At 62.5% G+C, this 17132-nt stretch carries 16 protein-coding genes and 2 pseudogenes; 6 read left to right on the top strand and 12 right to left on the bottom strand.

The window, feature by feature from the left end; all coding sequences use genetic code 11:
- Positions 1 to 148 precede the first annotated feature (148 nt).
- Positions 149 to 943, top strand: a pseudogene (locus DID96_RS31570) (metallophosphoesterase); the annotation flags it as partial.
- 758 nt (positions 944 to 1701) lie between these two features.
- Here DID96_RS31570 and DID96_RS31565 read toward each other — a convergent pair.
- The 4 genes from DID96_RS31565 to DID96_RS31550 all read right to left on the bottom strand — a co-directional run bounded on the left by DID96_RS31565 (position 1702) and on the right by DID96_RS31550 (position 3779).
- Positions 1702 to 2253, bottom strand: coding sequence for a hypothetical protein (locus DID96_RS31565; RefSeq protein ID WP_124603139.1), 552 nt, complete (start codon positions 2251 to 2253; stop codon positions 1702 to 1704).
- 161 nt (positions 2254 to 2414) lie between these two features.
- Complete coding sequence (locus tag DID96_RS31560) at positions 2415 to 2993, bottom strand: DUF4337 domain-containing protein (RefSeq protein ID WP_124603138.1); 579 nt, start codon at positions 2991 to 2993, stop codon at positions 2415 to 2417.
- 31 nt (positions 2994 to 3024) lie between these two features.
- A complete protein-coding gene (locus tag DID96_RS31555; protein WP_124603137.1) occupies positions 3025 to 3513 on the bottom strand; it encodes a GNAT family N-acetyltransferase in 489 nt (162 codons plus the stop codon).
- On the bottom strand, positions 3510 to 3779 hold the full coding sequence (locus DID96_RS31550) for a DUF1778 domain-containing protein (protein ID WP_124603158.1): 270 nt from the start codon (positions 3777 to 3779) through the stop codon (positions 3510 to 3512). The genes DID96_RS31555 and DID96_RS31550 overlap by 4 nt, the downstream gene beginning before the upstream one ends.
- Before the next feature lie 204 nt (positions 3780 to 3983).
- Between DID96_RS31550 and DID96_RS31545 the strand changes: the two are divergent.
- Positions 3984 to 4220, top strand: a pseudogene (locus DID96_RS31545) (chromate transporter); the annotation flags it as partial.
- 541 nt (positions 4221 to 4761) lie between these two features.
- Here DID96_RS31545 and DID96_RS31540 read toward each other — a convergent pair.
- The 3 genes from DID96_RS31540 to DID96_RS31530 form a co-directional block, all read right to left on the bottom strand.
- Positions 4762 to 5073: a hypothetical protein gene (locus tag DID96_RS31540; RefSeq protein ID WP_124603136.1), complete on the bottom strand. Its 312-nt coding sequence runs from the start codon at positions 5071 to 5073 to the stop codon at positions 4762 to 4764.
- Positions 5070 to 5303, bottom strand: coding sequence for a hypothetical protein (locus DID96_RS31535; protein WP_124603135.1), 234 nt, complete (start codon positions 5301 to 5303; stop codon positions 5070 to 5072). Before DID96_RS31535 ends, DID96_RS31540 begins: the two co-directional genes overlap by 4 nt.
- A 162-nt stretch (positions 5304 to 5465) precedes the next feature.
- Positions 5466 to 5771 (bottom strand): hypothetical protein, encoded by a 306-nt coding sequence (locus DID96_RS31530; protein ID WP_124603134.1) that lies wholly within the window; start codon positions 5769 to 5771, stop codon positions 5466 to 5468.
- Positions 5772 to 6113: 342 nt separating this feature from the next.
- On the opposite strand from DID96_RS31530, the gene DID96_RS31525 reads away from it, so the two are divergent.
- Positions 6114 to 6605 carry a PRC-barrel domain-containing protein gene (locus tag DID96_RS31525; RefSeq protein WP_124603133.1) on the top strand — a complete coding sequence of 164 codons (492 nt, stop codon included), beginning with the start codon at positions 6114 to 6116 and terminating at the stop codon, positions 6603 to 6605.
- Between the two features lie 272 nt (positions 6606 to 6877).
- On the opposite strand, the gene DID96_RS31520 is transcribed toward DID96_RS31525, so the two are convergent.
- Both DID96_RS31520 and DID96_RS31515 read right to left on the bottom strand, forming a co-directional pair.
- The gene (locus tag DID96_RS31520) at positions 6878 to 7966 is read right to left on the bottom strand and encodes a glycosyltransferase family 9 protein (RefSeq protein WP_124603157.1); all 1089 of its coding nucleotides are present in this window, start codon (positions 7964 to 7966) and stop codon (positions 6878 to 6880) included.
- A 230-nt stretch (positions 7967 to 8196) separates the two neighbouring features.
- Complete coding sequence (locus DID96_RS31515) at positions 8197 to 9420, bottom strand: glycosyltransferase family 9 protein (RefSeq protein ID WP_124603132.1); 1224 nt, start codon at positions 9418 to 9420, stop codon at positions 8197 to 8199.
- Positions 9421 to 10029: 609 nt separating this feature from the next.
- Here DID96_RS31515 and DID96_RS31510 point away from each other — a divergent pair.
- From DID96_RS31510 to DID96_RS31500, 3 genes are all read left to right on the top strand, one after another.
- Positions 10030 to 10419, top strand: a complete 390-nt coding sequence (locus tag DID96_RS31510) for a hypothetical protein (RefSeq protein ID WP_124603131.1) — start codon at positions 10030 to 10032, stop codon at positions 10417 to 10419.
- 93 nt (positions 10420 to 10512) lie between these two features.
- Positions 10513 to 10710, top strand: coding sequence for a hypothetical protein (locus tag DID96_RS31505; RefSeq protein ID WP_124603156.1), 198 nt, complete (start codon positions 10513 to 10515; stop codon positions 10708 to 10710).
- Between the two features lie 443 nt (positions 10711 to 11153).
- Positions 11154 to 12056: a hypothetical protein gene (locus DID96_RS31500; protein ID WP_260464077.1), complete on the top strand. Its 903-nt coding sequence runs from the start codon at positions 11154 to 11156 to the stop codon at positions 12054 to 12056.
- A 103-nt stretch (positions 12057 to 12159) separates the two neighbouring features.
- Here the strand turns inward: DID96_RS31500 and wecB are convergent, their stop codons facing one another.
- The 3 genes from wecB to DID96_RS31485 are packed head-to-tail and all read right to left on the bottom strand — an operon-like array spanning position 12160 to position 17013.
- Positions 12160 to 13380: a non-hydrolyzing UDP-N-acetylglucosamine 2-epimerase gene (gene wecB / locus DID96_RS31495; protein WP_124603129.1), complete on the bottom strand. Its 1221-nt coding sequence runs from the start codon at positions 13378 to 13380 to the stop codon at positions 12160 to 12162.
- Between the two features lie 16 nt (positions 13381 to 13396).
- Positions 13397 to 15091 carry a bacteriophage N4 adsorption protein A gene (locus tag DID96_RS31490; RefSeq protein WP_124603128.1) on the bottom strand — a complete coding sequence of 565 codons (1695 nt, stop codon included), beginning with the start codon at positions 15089 to 15091 and terminating at the stop codon, positions 13397 to 13399.
- Positions 15088 to 17013 carry a glycosyl transferase family protein gene (locus DID96_RS31485; protein WP_124603127.1) on the bottom strand — a complete coding sequence of 642 codons (1926 nt, stop codon included), beginning with the start codon at positions 17011 to 17013 and terminating at the stop codon, positions 15088 to 15090. Before DID96_RS31485 ends, DID96_RS31490 begins: the two co-directional genes overlap by 4 nt.
- Positions 17014 to 17132 lie beyond the last annotated feature (119 nt).

The raw sequence follows: 17132 nt of genomic DNA, 5'->3' as shown, positions 1-17132 counted from the left end.
ACCGCACTTCCGACCGCGTTGACGAACCACGGTAGTGCCATCCCCACTCTCACCTTTCGCACCCGCAAGTCGCGCGTGATATTTCGCGGCCTCCCAGCGCATACGCGCTTCTTCCGACTACACGTAGATCGACGTCGTACCCAGTGACATGTGGCCGAGCGTACAGTGCACGACGCTGCTGGCCGGCTGCGGCTGCGGCTGCGACGGCAGTCCGGGCACCGGCACTCAGCCGCCGGCTCAGCCCACGCCCCAGCCGGGCGCGTCGAAAGCGGTCTCCAGCTTCGCGCTGGCCGTGCTGCCCGACACTCAGTTCTATGCCCGTTATGCCACGGTCGCCAAGAACCGGCAGCTCATCCGCAAATACGGCAGCGAGCCGTTCCGCGCGCAGACCCAATGGGTGGCGAGCAACGCCGCGACGCTGAACATCCCGTTCCTGATCCACCTGGGCGACGTGGTCGACCAGCAGAGCAAGGAAGCGCAGTGGATGGTGGCCAACAGCGCGATGCAGGTGCTGGAGAACGCCAAGGTGCCCTACTCGATTCTCGCCGGCAACCACGACGTCATTCTCGTCCGCGACTACGTCGACGCCAGCAGCCAGGGAAGCGCGACCGACAAGCAGCGCGACCTCACCAAGGAACGGTACCTGCAGTGGTTCGGCACGGCGCGCGCGAAGCGCCAGGCCACCTTCGGCGGGCGCGATCCCAGCGGCTTTCACGAATACCGCGTGTTCACCGCCGAAGGGCAGAAGTTCCTGGTGCTGTCGCTGTCCTGGCGCATTTCCGACGACGGTCTCGCGTGGGCCAACAAGGTCATCCGGGACAACCCCACGCTGCCCGTGATCCTGGTCAACCACCAGTTCCTCAACATCGACAAGGACGGCGTCAGCCCGCTCGAGGTGCCCTACGGCAAGATGCTGTGGGACGGACGGCTTCTTCGGCAACATTGGCGAGGTCCGCGTGGTCGGCAAGCCGCCGAAGCCGGCGGAGTGGCTCACAGCGCGCCGGAGTTGATGTGCCTGACGGACGGCCGCCTGGCGGCGGTCGTCCGGCGTGGTGTGACGACGCGATATCGCGGGTTCGGGCGCTCGAACCTCATGTGATACGCGTTCACTGTTCGTCCTCCGGCCGCAGCGGAGATTACTGCCAGGAGTATGTAGACAGCAGAGCCATTGCATCTCCATCCAGCTCTTGGCGGTCGTGATGCATGTGTGGGCTCGGGACGCCAGGCCTGCCTTCGTAGAATCCGATTGAACCGAGACCACGGCGAAAACACTCGATTGGACCGTAGCCATAGATAAGATCGTGGCGGTCCCAGACAATCGTGCCTTGGGAACCGGGCGAGTGCACCCAGAGATCGAAACGCGCATCGCTGGCGAAGAACGGCGCAAACCGGGAAATGAACGATTGAAGAGCGCCAGCTTCGAGTTGTGGACTTTGATATCGGCCCGGTTCGCCTTCACCGCGCGGGGTATGCAAGACGTAAAGAACGAAAAACGGTGGCGTGAGAGTACGGCACCCATTCTTCCGCAGGCTGCCAGTCGAGCTTATGCATGAGAGGATCGAAGTCGGAAATGACCGGTCTCCTCAATCATTTACCGCGGCAGTTGCAGGATCCGCCGCGGGCGCTGCTCAGTTGGGGAACAACATTGCCGTTTGAACTCGCGACGGCGACGCGCGGCCATGCGGCTCGAGCCGTAACCCTTTACGACTTGGCGGGCCGACCGGTTTTCACCGTCTCGACCGCTTCGACAGCAGCGAGCAAGCGCTTGGTAGCCGCCGCTTCGAGCATGATCAGACCCGCGCGCAAGATCTCGCTCTTCTTCACCGCAACGCCAGCTTCAAGGCACTTCTGCTTCAAGACGGCGATCTTCTCGTAGTCCTGTTTCGGCATCGTGAAGCTGTCTCGCACGACTTTCGGCTTTTTCGGCCGCTTCGCCTTGGTCTCCGCCGTCGATTCTGCCGGCGCTTTCGGTGCTTTCTTTACTGCTTTGGTCTTGGCGGGCTTGACCTCAACGGTTGCCGCAACGGCTGCCGATTCTGGCGAATCGCTTTGAGCTGCCGGCGCTTTCGGCGCCTTCTTTACAGCTTTGGTCTTGGTGGGCTTGGTGGTCTTGGTGGGCTTGACCTCAACAGCAGCGGGTTCTGGCGTGTCGTTTTGAGCTGCCGGCTCTTGAACTGGATCGGCGGCGCTGCTGGTGCTTTTCGGAAAGGGAAAGGCTTCTGTTGTCGGCGGGGTTGCGGTTTGTGTATTCATGAGTTTCTCCGGGTTAATAACAGTATAAACAGTATATACGGTTTATACCCGGACGGCAGCCGCAGCCGCGTCCGATCGGCGACTCGTATCCCTGCTCTACACGTGTGACCTCGCGCATAAACTGGCGCGATACGAGTGGACTGCGACGGCTTCGCCGTCAATCAAACCCCAAAGAACGCCAACCCCGCCAACACGATGCCGATCGCGGCGACGCCAATCGACAGCCCCTGCATCCAGGAGCGCCGCGTGAGAATCGTGATCGCCGCAAGCGCGATCGAGATCTGGATGACGGTCGTCGCCTGCGACCATCGATGGTGTCGATGCATCCGCTCCTCGCTCGCCGCGTTGTTCTTTTCGACTTCCTTTTCGAGCGCCTCGGCACGTGCGCGGATCGGTTCCTTGTCGGCGCGGTATCGCGCGGCGTCCGCCTCGAACCGCTTCCGCTGCGGCGACGTGTCCGGGCTCAACGCCGCGCCGAGTTCGGCGAGGTTCTGCTTGCTGCCCTTCGCCTGATAGTAGGCCCACTGGTTGGCGGCCTCGGTTTTCCGGATCGCGGCCTCGTTCTTGAACAGCAGCGCCAGACTCTCGTCCGCACCGCTCTGATAGGCAGAAATCGCGCCGAAGCAGGCAAGCACGGCCGTTAGCACCGCTATGCGCGACGTACCTTGATCTCCGCCGTGGGCTCCGTGATGTTCCACCGCATCGTCGTGAGGGCCATGCACTTCATATTCTTCAGACATTCATCCTTCCTCCGATCGAGGCCTACACGCCCTACTTGACTGTTGCCAAAGGCAGGAATAGCGCCAACGGATTGTTCGTCAGCTGCATGAAGCCGAAGTGCCGGTAGAACTCCACGGCCGTATCGTCCTTCGCGTCGACCGTCAAGGCCACCGCGGGAATCTCCGGCTTCGCGGCGCGCTGCAGCGCGTTGACGAGCAGCGCCGCACCCAGCCCCCTGCCCCGGTATTTCATATCGATGGCCAGCCGCCCCATCCGGACTGCCGGGATCGACGGATATCGGGGCAGCTTGCGCGCCACGGCATGCGGCAGCTCCGCAAGCGCGACGCTGGCTGCGGACAGCGTGTAATAGCCGACGACAAAGTCGCCATCGAGCATGACAAAACACGCCGCGACGCGTCGCCGCACATCCTGGGTAACCTGCTCTCGGAGGTAACGATCAAGCGCGGCCGATCCGCACTCGAAACGGCACCGGTCATGAGTGGATCCGACGGCGCCAACAAGCAGCTGATCGGCGCTCATTCGTTACGCAGCAGTTGATCGTGACGGGTGATCGCGCGCTTCAGCGCGTCGACTGGCTCAGGTGGCGACAAAATCACGTCGGCAAAGCGCTGCGAATCCGCCAGCGACAGGCGAATCATCTCGGCCTCGGCGATCGCGCGTTGCGCAGCTTCGCGGGCAGCCGAGACGACAAAATCCGACATCGTGCGCCCCTGGAGCTCGGCGGCTCGGCGGATCGCTGCATGCACGTCTGCGTCAATGCGGGCTTCGAATCTCGTCGTGGCCATAGCCATTTACCTCCTGGCAGCCACGGTACGGAAAATTGCCGGCCCGGTCAAGGCGTACGGAAAATTGCCGGTTGATCCAGCCTTCAAATCAATTTTCACTCGTGCCATTACCGCAAGCTCAAAACCGGCGTGGCCGCCGGTTGCGATTCGCCGCCGGCGCAGGCCCGCGCGATACTCGGCCTGAACGCGACGGCTCGCATGCGGTTCTGGCGCGCCCCACCCAAATGGCTGCACAAGAGCGGGTTGAATGCAATCGCCGGCGCCAACCTGCCGGCGGCAAGCGGCCTGCTGAGCGGCATCGATCTGCCGCAACTCGTTCAGATCGGCACGTTCTTCATGAAAGCGGGTGCGTTCGTGTTCGGATCGGGACTCGCGATCGTGCCGTTCCTGTATGGCGGTGTCGTCACCGAGCATTCTCGACGCCACGCTCTGGCAGACCGGGCTCGAGCAAGACGGGCCGCTGCCCGGCGGCTAGCTTCTGACTCGATACTGAAGCCCGATCAGCACATCGTTCTGGAACTGGCGGCTCAGACTGAGGCTGGCCACGCGTCCGAGCGCCAGTTGCGCCACGACGTGTCGCTCGCGGATTTGCCTGTGGCTGCGAGGGTCGAGGCGCTCGATGTCGGGGAACTTGCCGGCGCGGCCATCTCACGCGACGCGCGTGCCGTTTTGCACGGTATGCGTCAATACAACGGTGGCGGCTGCGCGCCCGGGCTATGGTCGTCGCCCGTCGACGGCCCGGGGACCATTCCGCCCCCCGGCGAACGCGTGTCGTAACGGCTGTTCGCGTCCTGCGTCGTGGATGGCGGCACTGCGCCGCTTTGCTGCGGGTCAGAGCCGGGTCGCGAGCCATAAGGCCCCGTCTGCGAGCACGCCGTCAGGCTGCACGCGGCGGCAACCGCACAGGCTGCGATGCAGCGTATCGGATTCGGAATCATCGAAGTCCTCCGCAAAATGAGAACCGGCCATGCGCGTGCCGCGCTCAGAACCGGTTGATGTGAAGATCCCCCGCATACGCGGTCGGGCTGCGTTGCGCCATCATCTCGTCGAATTCCTCCGCGACGTGTGTCAGCGCGACGCGTTGCTGGTCGATGTCCCACTGCTCGAATGCGGCGAACGCGTCCTCATCGAACGTCACGGTCACAGCGGCCGTATGCCCGTTGACCTGAAACCCGACGTGCAGCACGTTGGACGGCCGCTCCTCGATATGGAACAACATGTCGCGCGCTTCGAAGTAGCGGCCGAGCGTTTCGGCAATCTCGCGCTTGATCCCGGGTATGACATGGATGCTCATCGCACACCTCCGCTTCCGGCGGGTACGCCGGCACTCGGTGCAGGCAACGCGTACACCGGCGGTTCGTGTTTGGGCGGCCGATGTTCAGGGGGATCCCCCACCGGATGCAGATACGGCTCCGGCATCTCGGGCGGCAACTCGTCGTCCTCGTTGGGCGAAGCGGGGTCCGGTTCGACGTCGGGCATCGGCGGATCGGGCGGATGCAGCGACGTCCAGGGTGCAGGTTCCATGGATCGGTCCTCATGATGGAATGACCATTGGTCCGCAATCGGCGTGCCACCTGGCGCCGTTCACCGCACACGGCTGTGGGGCCGCGCGCCCGTGGTTCCACACAGCCCGCCGTCGAAATAGCTACATCGACTGGTGTAAATTTTCCAATCGTCGCAACATGGTCATACGTCGTACGCCGCCAGCACGATCCAGAGTTCGCGACCGTCTTCGCACGCATGTGCGGCAAGCGCGAAATTGTCCTGCGGCCGGCTCGCCCGCTGTAGCGCACGACGAGCGGCCTCGGTGCCGTCAAAATCGCCGGTGCCGAGCGGCCGCACGTCCGACTTGCCCTCGAACATCAGCCTGCCGGGTCGCGAGACGAGCGGCTCCTGCTTCCAGATCCGAAACCGATCCCTGACCGTATCGAATCCGCCGCCGCATACGTTGACCTCGTAATGCGTCTGATGCGTCTGCTTCGGCAACGTCATGCCCCCTCCTGTCGCCGGCGCCGCCGTTGCGCGCGGCCCGTTGGGCTTGATTCGCAGGCCGCTGGTTCATTGCGATGCGTCCTGCGCCAGCCGCCACGTCGGCGCCGCGTCGTGACGGGGCACATGCGATGTCGCAAACGCTGTACCCGTCACAGCATGGGTACGCGTGTTGCGCACACGTTGCGAGCCGTGGTTGCTGCTGCTCAAGAACAAGGACGACGCACATACGCATCGTTCCGTGCCGCATCTCGATTTCCAGCCAGCGACCCGCCGGCTTGACAGACACCCGCGCGACATATCGGCCCGGTACGGTCTACGTTCGCGCCAGCCAGGAGAACGACGATGAATATCCCCGCCCAAGGCCTGACCCGCATCATCCGCAAGGGATTCGAAACGGCACGCGGCCCAGGCCCCGACGTGATGGCCGCGAGCACGCTGGAAGGCGACAAGGTCCTCTCGATCGACGGTGACGACGTCGGCAAGATTAAGGAGATCATGCTCGACGTCATATCGGGGCGAATCGCCTACGCGGTGCTGTCGAGCGGTGGCATGCTCGGCATCGGCGACAAGCTGGTCGCGATTCCTTGGAGCGCGTTCACGCTCGACGCCGAACGCAAGTGCTTGCTGCTGTCGGAGTCGTCCGAGCAAATCCGCAACGCGCCGGGATTCGACAAGGACCACTGGCCGGCGACGGCCGATCCGAAATGGGCCGGCCCGATGCACGAGTCCTATGGCAGTGCGCCCTACTGGCGCGAGAGCGACCAACTCGACCTCGACGAGCCACCTCATGCGGCGTCGCCCAACCACCCGGAAAGCGGAGAGGAGCGACGCTGACATGCGTCGACTGTGGTATTGCGGGCGTCAACATGACGCCCGTTTTGCGCGGTGCCGTGCGCAAAGGGTGTTCTTTGCAATTCGCGTGTCGTGTCCCGTACGCGATTGCGTGTGAGCGGCCACCCCGCGCCTCGCTTGCATGATGCCGTCGCGGTCCCGGCGCTCATATCGGCGGGCCGGGCACTTCGACACCGAGGCTGGCGTGCCATATTCGCGCTCCGGAATCAGCGCGCCATGCTCGATCACGCGGGTCGGTCAAATCACGCAAACGCTTACCGGGCATGGCGTCTCCCCTCCCCGAGCAGCTCGTCTGCAAAGCCGATCACATCGTCCACGCCAATCGCGGTCGCGCACACGTGCTCATATGGGCAGGTGTCGAACATGCATGGGCGGCAGGCCGGATAGATCGCGAGCACGCGATGTCGCCCGCCATCGAGAGGTGCCCGGCGCGCGACGTCGCTGCCGCATGCGACGACGATGCTCGGCGTACCGAGCGCCGCGGCGATGTGCGCCACGCCCGTGTCGTTGCACAGAAGCAACCGCGCGCGGCCGATCAATGCCGCGAGCGCGCCGAGCGGTGTCCCGCCGCACAGGTCGACGAACGGCCTTCCGAGGCTCTCTCGAAAGGCTAGTGCGAGTTCCGCGTCCGCACGTGTTCCGGTCAGCACGATCCGCAGGCCGCGATCCTCGAGCCAGCGCGCGACGCCCGCGAAGCGATCGACCGGCCAGCGCCGCGACTGCATCATCGCACCGGGATGTACGACGGCATAACGGCTTGGCTGCAGACCATGTTTCTCGCAGAGCACCTGCCAGATTGCAAAGTCGAGGCCGCCGAGCGGAAATTCGAGGTAATCGCCCCAGTCATCGTAGCCGAGACTGCGCATCAACTGGAGATACCGCGCAACTTCAGGCTCACGGTCTGGCCACGGAATCGCATGGTCGAGCGCCGTGCCATGGCCGTTCGCCGGAACGAATCCCGCGGTGCGGGCCGCGCCGAGCGATGCGACCACCGCATTAGTCAGCTCGCCGTTGTCGTGAAGCTGGATCGCGAGATCGAAACCGCGCGCCTGGCATGTCGCACGAAACACATCGTATTGCCCTGCATCATCCCCGGCTTGCTCGGCGAGCCCAGGCGCACCGGGAAATGCAATGAAATCGTTCACGTAGTCGGCGAACCGGGATGAAAATTCGCGCGCCCACGGCAAGCCAATCAGTGTGATGCGGGCGCTGGGCTCGCCGCGCCGCAACGCGCGCAGCGCCGGCACCGCGCACAGCATGTCGCCGAGCTGCAGCGCCCGGAACACCGCGATGCGCGGTCGACCGGGCATATCCGAAGACGATTGGGAAAATTCGTGCGTCATAGCAAGGTCGCCCTGAAATGCGTCGTACCGCGCACATGCCAGCACAGCGAAACGGGCGGGATCGCGGTCGACGTGATGATGATCTCGGCGACATGTGACGGCGCGAGCCGGGTGCCGCGCAAGCCGTGCCAATGGAACACGTGCGCGGCCGCCGATGCCGCGCTGCCGTGGAAGACGGCATTGACGCCGAGCGTGTCGAGTGACGCAACCGTGCCGGTTCGGGCCATGGGTCACCTCCTCGTGATGACGGATGCGAAAGGAATCACATTGGATACTGTCGCCGATGTCAGTTCCTCCGTGGGCCCGTCCACACCTGTCGGGCACGCATTCGCCACACCCTGCAAGCGGTCCGCGCGTCGGGCGGTCGCGCGCAACAGGCTATGCGCCGCGCGGACTACGTCGTCGACGCCAACGCCGAGCAGGCGCGGATGGCCGGGTTGGTCGCACACACCGCGACAGCAATTGCGGCATGGCACGTCGACGTTCAGCTCACGGCTCGCCACGTGCCATGGCGTGTGCCGTGAATGGGTCATGGCGCACAGATCCACGACGGGCGTGCCGAGCGCGGCGGCGAGATGCACCGGCACGCTGTTGTTCGAGATCAGCAGGTCGGCCGCCTCGATCAGCGCGCCTAGCTCGCCGATCGACAGCGCACCGGCAAGCGCGAACACCCGCCCGCCGGCGCGCGCGCAGACGTTCGCGACGAGGTCGCGTTCGGCGCCGCTGCCCGTGACCGCGATACCGTCGAACAGCGGCGCAAGCCGAGCCACCGTGTCGCCGAAGCGCTCCGCCGGCCAGCGCCGTGACGGCATGCACGCACCGGGATGGACGACCAGCCAGCGTCCAAGTCCGCCGAGCGGCCGTATTGCACCCTCCATGCGCTGCAGCGCCGCGCGCAGCCACACACGAATCGCGCGACGTGCAGCGTAGCCGGGATCGAACGTCATCCGCCAGTCGGTGGTGGTCGCGCCGACCGCGCGAACCAGTGCCAGGTGGCGCACCACCTCGTGTTGCACTGGGCGATGCGGTTCGCTTTCGACGACGTGATCCGTCAGCAGCTGGTACGGACTCTCGCGGCAATAAGCAAGCCGGAGGCGAATCCCCGCGAACCAGCACATCAGCGCGGCGGGCAGCGCGCTCTGACTGCAAGCAGTAAAGATGGCCGCCGCGTCGAACTGGGCAGTCAGCAGCCGGGTAACCATGTCGAGATCGCTCACCGGATTGGATTTCGTGCACGCATACTTGATCCACGGCGCGTCGTACGTCCACACGTCATCGATCATCGGCAGGTGCCCGGCGAGCGGCGCCGCTGCGTTCGACGTCAGCAGCGTCAGGTGACGTCCTTCGCCGCTTTCCTTCAGCGCGCGCATGGCAGGCGTCGTCATCAGCACGTTGCCGATACTGTCGAGCCGCACACACAAAATTCGCTGTGCGCCGCACCACACGCCGTTCATTTTCGCCTCCTCGGACGGCGACGGTGCGTGGTTTCGCAGGCGACGCCATCCGTCGCGCCATGTTGCTCGAATCGTTCGACAACGCGCCGGCGACCTGAGCGGTTCGAGCGTCTGATTTACATGCGGCTCTCTGGACGGTCGCACAATCGACGCTTGTCCGGATAAGCGTCGATACACGAAATACAGCGATTTCCGTGCCACTTCGTCGCCTTGAGATTCTGTTAAGCGACCGCACGGAATCGCGCGTTGCGATGTGCGTGGCGTCGGTGCTTTTTTATAACGACGGTGTAAAAGCGACTTGTTGTTGGTCGAAGTGCAGCTTCCGGTATTGCGCCTGCACGACAGTCGGCGTCCCGGCCGTTCGGATCACCCGATGTGAATGCGGCCGGCCGCCCCTGCTCGCGGGCTCGCCGAGGCGGCTGCGTCTGGCCACCACGAGGACGAGGGCTGGCGCGTGCGCAAGGACGGCGTGTTGTTCCAACGCCGCTACCGATGTTCGTAAAGATGAATATACGGACATGTTCCCGTCGTGTACTTTCCTGCCCCCCTGACATATGCTTTGGAACGGCCCTCCCCATGACAGGGGAACCACTTCAGCTTTGAACAGACATGATTGTCCAAAGACTTTCGTTCCGTGCTGCCACCGGCAAGCTGTACGTCGGCGCCGTGTGGCAATGCCTCGCGAAACGCGGCGCAAGAATTTGCCGTTGGAATGTCCATGTCGATCGCCAGACGGGCGTCGGGTCGATGACGGTCGACATTGTCGACGCCGATCCGCTGACTAAGGAGGATCTTGCCGCCATGCTCGGCGAAACACCGATGGAATTGTCCGTCACGCTGTTCCACGTGGAAGTAATCGCGAATCCCGGAGCCTCGCCTATACACGTGAAGCAAGGCGTCCATGCAGCCGCGGATTCGTTGTCGATCTCGCGTCCGAGTCCGAAGCTGACGTTAGTCAGGGATATCACCCATCACATTGCGCACCCGAAACGAGACTGATCACGCGCAAGCAGCATGTGTGATTCGATGTCGTTGCGGTCGATGCTGAACGAAGCGGTCAAGCCTGCTTATTCCAAATCCCGGGAGACAAGAATGCTGAGCCCTCACGAATTTTCGGTGCTCATGCTGGTCAAGGCATCGCCTGACCAGATCGACATGGCGCGCGAGGAACTCGATACGCTGATCGAGCAACAGTTCGTCGTACTCGAGCGATTCGGCTCCGGCGCAAGCCGTCCGCGGGTGACGCACGATGGTGAATCGCTGCTTCAGGCCGTGATGCGAAAACATTGACCGGCACCCGGTCGATCGCCGGCTTGACGGGCGCTGCGATATGTTTTCGCACGACGCTCATGTGGCGCGCAGAATCGTCGACGAACTTCTCAGCCAGCAATTTCGTTGATCACGTCCGGGTAGCATCCGCTTCGGCTGCAATAACCGCTAAATAGTATGTTGTACTACGCGTGCTCGATGCGTTGGCGTGCGAGGCGGATACTGCCGCGCACCTCGCTCCGCATCGAGCGCAGTCGCCTGTTCGGTGCAAGGCTCGGAGCCCGCTCCAGGCGTCGCCTCGCAACGCGCCGAAGCCGATGTTTCGTTATCGTCAGATAATTTGCTTTTATTTTCCGTTAAAATCGCCCTTCTTCTTACCTTAAGATGGAAGGACTGTTTTGAAAAAGCTGACGAAACACCTCGCCCGCGCGGCCGTTGCTGCGGGCGTCGCGTATTCCGGGCTGATGCCTTTTTCCCAACCCGTCCAGGCTCAGGTCGAACCCTTGAAGAATCCCGTCTACGGCGTGACGCTCGACGATCTGACGAAACTGGATGCAATCATCGCATCATTGCAGAACTTGCCGTACCGACCCACCGTGCGCGTGGTGTTCGATCCGGGTACGCCGGCCACGGACTACTACGCACCGTTGCTGCGCCTGCATGCGGTCGCGTATGTGATGGGCGAAGTCTACGATTCCTACTATTTCCCGACCAATCTCTCGACGTACCAAGCGCGAACCCAGGAGCTGGTGTCGCAGCTCAAGAACACGGTCGACGTGTGGGAAATCGCCAATGAAATCAACGGCGAATGGCTGCGTAACGATCCGAGCGGCACGAACTCGGTGGTCAATTCGGAAGAACAGCAAATCGGCCAGATGGTCGCGGCCGCCAACACGATCGTCAAGTCGAACGGCGGCAAGACCGCTATCACGCTGTACTACAACGACGACAGCAAGGGCACCAACTGCTGGGAAAAACCGCAGGACTACTGGAAGACCTGGCCAACGGCCTTCCTGCCCGCGACGGTTCGTCAGCAGGCCGACTATGCGCTGTTCAGCTACTACCCGTATCAGGATTGCCCGGGGCTGAATCCGTCGTGGAAGAACGATTTCACCGCGCTGGAAAGCATTTTCCCGAACGCCAAGGTCGGCTTCGGCGAAATTGGCACGTCGGATATCGCCGCGCCGGCCTCGGTGCAGCAGAACCTGATCAAGACCTATTACCCGATGGTCAACAGCATGACCGATCCGCGGTTCATTGGAGGATTCTTCTGGTGGAACTACGCCGAGGAAATGCTTCCGTATTCGACGAGCCCCTACTTCCAGTTGCTGCGTCAAACGATCATCAACCTGAAGGCGCCCAGCTGATGGGTCCGGGCAGCCCGATCGGAAAATGCCGTATCGGGTTGCCTGTCACGCAACTGCCGTGCGATGCATCTCAGCCGGGGCGCGGGCAGAACGCTGCTGGGCGTCATTCAGCGCGCGCCGCCTCGGGCATTTCCGTATCCGTCGGCGCCATCGGCAATCGATCCGCGCAAACTGCCAACGCATCGTCGACCGGCCGGCTATCCTCCGTCTCCGATAGTGCTGAGACGATACGTTCGCACGCATGCCCATCTCCGTAAGGATTCGCCGCCTGCGCCATCCGCTGGTACGCGTCAGCATCGTTGAGAAGCTCCGATGCGGTACTCAGGATGGTCAGGATATCGGTGCCGACCAGCCGGGCCGTTCCCGCCTCGATGGCTTCCGGGCGTTCAGTGGTGTCGCGCGTCACGAGTACCGGCTTGCCAAGCGCGGGCGCTTCCTCCTGAACGCCACCGGAATCGGTCATCACGAAATAGGCCCGGGACATGAGGAACACGAAGGGAAGGTACTCCTGCGGGCCAAGGAGGAAGATGTTCTCGTGGCCGGAGAGGAGCTCTTCCGCTGGCTCCCTCACCAAGGGATTCAAATGGACCGGGTAGACGATCTGGACCTCCGGATGATCGGACGCAAGAATATGCAGCGCGGCGCAAAACTGCCTGAATGGTTCGCCGAAGCTCTCGCGCCGGTGCCCTGTCACGAGAATGAGCCGGCGCACCGGATCAAGGAACGGATATCGCGAGGCGACCTCCGCAGTGAGCTCCGGCTCCTCGTCAAGCCGTCGCTTGATCGCAAGCAGCGCGTCGATCACGGTGTTGCCCGTGAGGACGACGCGCTCCGGCGCCACACCCTCGGAAATGAGGTTTTGCTGCGCCTGCAATGTTGGCGCGAAATGCCACGACGATATGGTGTCCGTGAAACGACGGTTCATCTCCTCCGGCCACGGTGACCACAGATCGCCGGTGCGCAACCCCGCTTCGACATGCCCCACCGGAATATGCCGGTAAAACGCGGCGAGACTCGCAGCCAGCGTCGTGGTCGTGTCGCCGTGAACCAGTACGATGTCGGGCCTCGCCGGTTCGATTACGTTGCCGATATTGATCAGGATACCGGACGTGATATCAGTCAGGGTCTGCCTGCTGCGCATCAGATCGAGATCGAACTCCGGTCGGATGTCGAAGAGCTCGAGCACCTGATCCAGCATTTCGCGATGCTGGGCCGTCACGCACACGCTGACGTTGAAGTCCGCACATTCCCTTAGCGCATGCACCAGCGGCGCCATTTTGATAGCCTCCGGCCGCGTGCCAAATACCACCAATACTCTCTTCACCGTTTTCTCCAAGCCGCTAGAACCACAATGTCGCGCGCACCACGACACCACGGGCACGCACCGCTGACGTCAACGCAAACCGGTATTGCACCGTGACGTCCGCATAGCTTGCCGGCGCGCTATATCGGTCTTCGCGAAACCAGTAGCGGAACTGCACGCCGGGGCCCACACCAATCGCCGTTTCGTCCGTCTGGCGGTTGTCGTGATCGCCGGCAATCGCCGCGTGCGGATACACGGTCAGCCGATCGCTGAGCATCGGTAAACGCCAGGTGTTCCCATAACGCAGCTCCGAATAGATGATGTACCGGCCCGCGCTGATGAAGTACGCGCCTTCGACATAGGCCTGCCAGCTACGCCAGCTCGGTTCGGTGACCCTCAGGTCGGTACCCGCTTCCGACGAATAACCCAGACGCATCAGCCAGTCGTTCGTCGACAGGCTGCCGATGCGGACAAGCCGCTCCGCGGTCAACACGACGTTCTGCTCGGGGAGCGGCTTGTAACGCACGCCTGCTGACCCTTGCACGGTCGGCATGCCGGTCACGTTGCCCGCTCCGTCGTATGCCGTGCCGTAGCCGCGCACGAAGAACTGGAGGATGCGCCCGTTCTGATATCCGATCTTCGGCGGCTGCCAGTACACCTCGATACCAGGCTGCAACACGCTGATGGTGCCCTGCGGGCCGAACGCGGCCGTCTGGTATGGCGCGCTCAGCACGAAACCCCAGCTGCGCTGAAGTCGCTCGATTTCTCGCCGATAGCCGAACTTGCGCTGCTCGTCGAATACGTGTTCGCTTTCATCCGCGTCGAGGCTATGTTTGAAGAGGTCAACGGACTCGTCATTCAATCCGGCACGCTTGGCCGCATAGCCCGCGTCCGCATAGTTCATCGCGTTGCCGGCTCCCCCGTCGAAACCTTGCTGGAATGAAGCGAGCGCCTCGCGATCCTTGTGCTCGCGCAGGAGGTCGTAGCCCTTCTGAAGCGCCTGCGTTGCGGTGTCGTCCGCCGGCTCCGCAGCCGGCAGTTCCGATTCCCGTGCCTGCGCCGCTATCGATACGGCTTTTTCCCGGTCAGCGTCCGTCGACGCCTCGCTTGCTGCGAGTTCCGCCGCCCGGAGTGCCCCTTTCCGGTCACCGGTCATCAAACGCACCTGTGCGATACGCAACTGAACCGCGGTCGATCTGTCATTTTCCAGCGGTGCAAGCGCCACGCCAGCCTCGTATGGACGATTCGCCGAGAGCGCGCTGTCCGACCAGGCGAGTCGCAGGTTGCGCTGCTGGTCCTTGCTCCACTGTCCTGTCCGGACGGCGGCCGAGAAATCTCTCCACGCTGCGTCGTAGTGCTTCCTCCGCTCAGCCATGTAGCCGTGCTCCGCCAGCACTGCCGCGCTGTTCGGAAAGCGAGCCCGCAACGATTCCACCTGGGCGTCCGCTTTCGCGATTTTTCCTTCTCGCTTAAAAACGTCAAGGAGCAGCAGTCCAAGCTGTTCGCTTCCAGGCTGCACCTTGAGGGCGCGCGACGCATAATCTTCCGCGCGACGCAGGTTGCCGGCATTGATTGCCTTGTACGCACTATCAGCGAGCCGGTAAGCTTTGGGCACGAGCGGCTGCGTGGCGTAAGCCGGTGCGTGCCAGGCCAGCGAGATGGCCGCCGCCATTGCGCTCGATCCGACGCAGCGCTTCAGGCAAACCGCGATCGGGGGTCTCAAGCTTTTCATGTCGGGTCTCCCGCTGTTTTTATCGCTGACGATACGCGTGGCGTTGCCTCATTGCCGTCGCGTGCTCGAGTGAGTTCGACGAAGCGAGAGTGCCGCGCGAGTTCGGCGGCAATCTCCGCATCACTGGCAATGAAATAGGCAACGTTCGTTCTGGCACCTCGCCGTACGATATCCTGTTCGTCCTGCGTAAGCGAGCGCCCGACCGCAATGTTCAACGTTCCGTCGTCCGAGGTTGAAAACGGGACAGCCCGATACGCGTACTGCAGCTCGAACGCCAGCGACGCCGCGAAGTGGCCTGCCGCCACATTGTCCAGGCTCACTCGGGGGAGATCCGCTTGCTCAGCGAGCGCATCCGCCAGCGATTCGGCTGAGATTACATTGCTTTCGATCAACAGTTCGCCCAGTCGCTTGCCGCATGTCAGTTGTTTCTCCAGGCTGGCCTGCAATTGCTCCGGTGTCAGCACGCCCCATCCGACCAGGATTTCGCCAATCTTGCGGCGCGTCTTCCCGAGTTCCTCGCTCGACAAGTATGTATGGCTGGTCTTGTCCCATGCGATAGGCTTGCCGCTCGCCAGGTGCCCGATATAGATGCGCCACGCCCGGCAAACCGCGTAGAAATTGATCAGGTTGTTGACGAAAATCCTCGGAATCGAGAGCAGCCCTTGGACCGGACCGTTCAGCTTGCTGACAAAATGGTAGCGCTGTCCCACGCGGGCAAACAACATGGCGGTGTTCACCCATAGCAGCGGATTGATCCAGTCGCCGAGCGTGACGACGGGCGCATTGGCCGGAATGACATATCCGCTCCTCTGAAGCGCCGCAAGCGCTGCGAAGTTGATCAGCACGCCATAGGCAATTACCGAAAACAGCGAGGTAACGATCCCCTTGCGATCATGGAAGAACAGATAGCGCGTGAGCAGGTTACCCTTCCAACCCAGCTGCTCCCAGCCCTGAAAAGCGATGCCGACGATCCATCGGGCGCGCTGCCGGTACGCGGTCCGAAATGTTTTCGGGAAGTACTCACGTGTCGCCAACAGATTCCGGGCAGCCACTCCACGACCTGGACGCTCCGCCCCGCCATCCCGCGTGATGTCCGAAAGCGGAAAGCGCACAAAGGTCTCCTTCATGCCCAGGTCTCTCAACCTAAAGCTGAAGTCATAGTCCTCGGTCAGTGAGCTCGTATTGAACGGGCAATCGTCGCGCTCCTTCATCGCCGCTGCGATCGCGCGTCTGCTGTAGCACGAGGCAGTCCCTGCGCCGGGGACGACACCGGTCAGACGTGCCCGCGACGGCACGTCCTTCTGGTGCGTTTCGCTGAAGTCGTCCATGTAGCATCCGGCCACGAACTCGTTCCATTTCCGGGGCAACGACAGGACGGGAAGCTGGATCAGATCGTTGTCCACAACCGCATGGTTGAAGTATTTGAGTTCAACCGGATGAATCACATCCTCGCAGTCGTGCATGACGACGCCCGCGAACTGCATATGATGGATCTCTTCGTAACGCAGGATGGCGGCAATGATCCAGTTCAGGCAGTCCGCCTTGCAGGTCGGCCCATCGTTCATGACCGTTGCGCGCGTTACCCTGCCAGGATACCGGCGGACCATCCGGTCGACTTCCGCCGTGGTTTCGGCGTCGTTGTGATAGGTTCCGACGAAAATCACATATTGCTCATACTCCATGGTCGCCAAGGTGTTTTCGATCATCTTGGCGATCACGTCATACTCTTTCCAGGCCGGTAGCATTAGTGCCAGATGGCGCTCCTCCAAGGAGCGCAACATGCTGATATTGACAGTCTGTTTTTTTTCGTGACGCAGAACCCGCCCAAGCTCGAACGACCAGTAGCAAGCGTCCAGCGCAAAGTCATCCACCGTACTGACCAAGATGACAATTGCGGTCACAAGGGTAATGGTGTTACTCATAGGTCAGAAATTTAGCGGACAAATGGTCTATGCTTGAGCGACAGCTATTGACAGGATCGCTCATGAAACGAGACGGCCGGAGCCTGGCTCACAACACGCTTGAAGAGATGCGCATATTG

Origin of the sequence: Burkholderia sp. Bp8963 (genome assembly GCF_003854275.1) — a bacterium.
Taxonomy (GTDB): Bacteria; Pseudomonadota; Gammaproteobacteria; order Burkholderiales; family Burkholderiaceae; genus Burkholderia.
Note: the sequence above shows the minus strand (reverse complement) of the source record. Positions and strands in the feature narration are given on the sequence as shown.

Bases quoted from the DNA above. Each gene is read 5' to 3' on its own strand.
- DID96_RS31550 (WP_124603158.1), bottom strand. From the start codon at position 3,779: ATGGCCACGACGAGATTCGAAGCCCGCATTGACGCAGACGTGCATGCA.
- DID96_RS31540 (WP_124603136.1), bottom strand. From the start codon at position 5,073: ATGAGCATCCATGTCATACCCGGGATCAAGCGCGAGATTGCCGAAACG.
- DID96_RS31520 (WP_124603157.1), bottom strand. From the start codon at position 7,966: ATGACGCACGAATTTTCCCAATCGTCTTCGGATATGCCCGGTCGACCG.
- DID96_RS31535 (WP_124603135.1), bottom strand. From the start codon at position 5,303: ATGGAACCTGCACCCTGGACGTCGCTGCATCCGCCCGATCCGCCGATG.
- DID96_RS31500 (WP_260464077.1), top strand. From the start codon at position 11,154: ATGCCTTTTTCCCAACCCGTCCAGGCTCAGGTCGAACCCTTGAAGAAT.
- DID96_RS31505 (WP_124603156.1), top strand. From the start codon at position 10,513: ATGCTGAGCCCTCACGAATTTTCGGTGCTCATGCTGGTCAAGGCATCG.
- DID96_RS31525 (WP_124603133.1), top strand. From the start codon at position 6,114: ATGAATATCCCCGCCCAAGGCCTGACCCGCATCATCCGCAAGGGATTC.
- DID96_RS31510 (WP_124603131.1), top strand. From the start codon at position 10,030: ATGATTGTCCAAAGACTTTCGTTCCGTGCTGCCACCGGCAAGCTGTAC.
- DID96_RS31565 (WP_124603139.1), bottom strand. From the start codon at position 2,253: ATGAATACACAAACCGCAACCCCGCCGACAACAGAAGCCTTTCCCTTT.
- DID96_RS31485 (WP_124603127.1), bottom strand. From the start codon at position 17,013: ATGAGTAACACCATTACCCTTGTGACCGCAATTGTCATCTTGGTCAGT.
- DID96_RS31490 (WP_124603128.1), bottom strand. From the start codon at position 15,091: ATGAAAAGCTTGAGACCCCCGATCGCGGTTTGCCTGAAGCGCTGCGTC.
- DID96_RS31560 (WP_124603138.1), bottom strand. From the start codon at position 2,993: ATGTCTGAAGAATATGAAGTGCATGGCCCTCACGACGATGCGGTGGAA.
- DID96_RS31515 (WP_124603132.1), bottom strand. From the start codon at position 9,420: ATGAACGGCGTGTGGTGCGGCGCACAGCGAATTTTGTGTGTGCGGCTC.
- DID96_RS31555 (WP_124603137.1), bottom strand. From the start codon at position 3,513: ATGAGCGCCGATCAGCTGCTTGTTGGCGCCGTCGGATCCACTCATGAC.
- DID96_RS31530 (WP_124603134.1), bottom strand. From the start codon at position 5,771: ATGACGTTGCCGAAGCAGACGCATCAGACGCATTACGAGGTCAACGTA.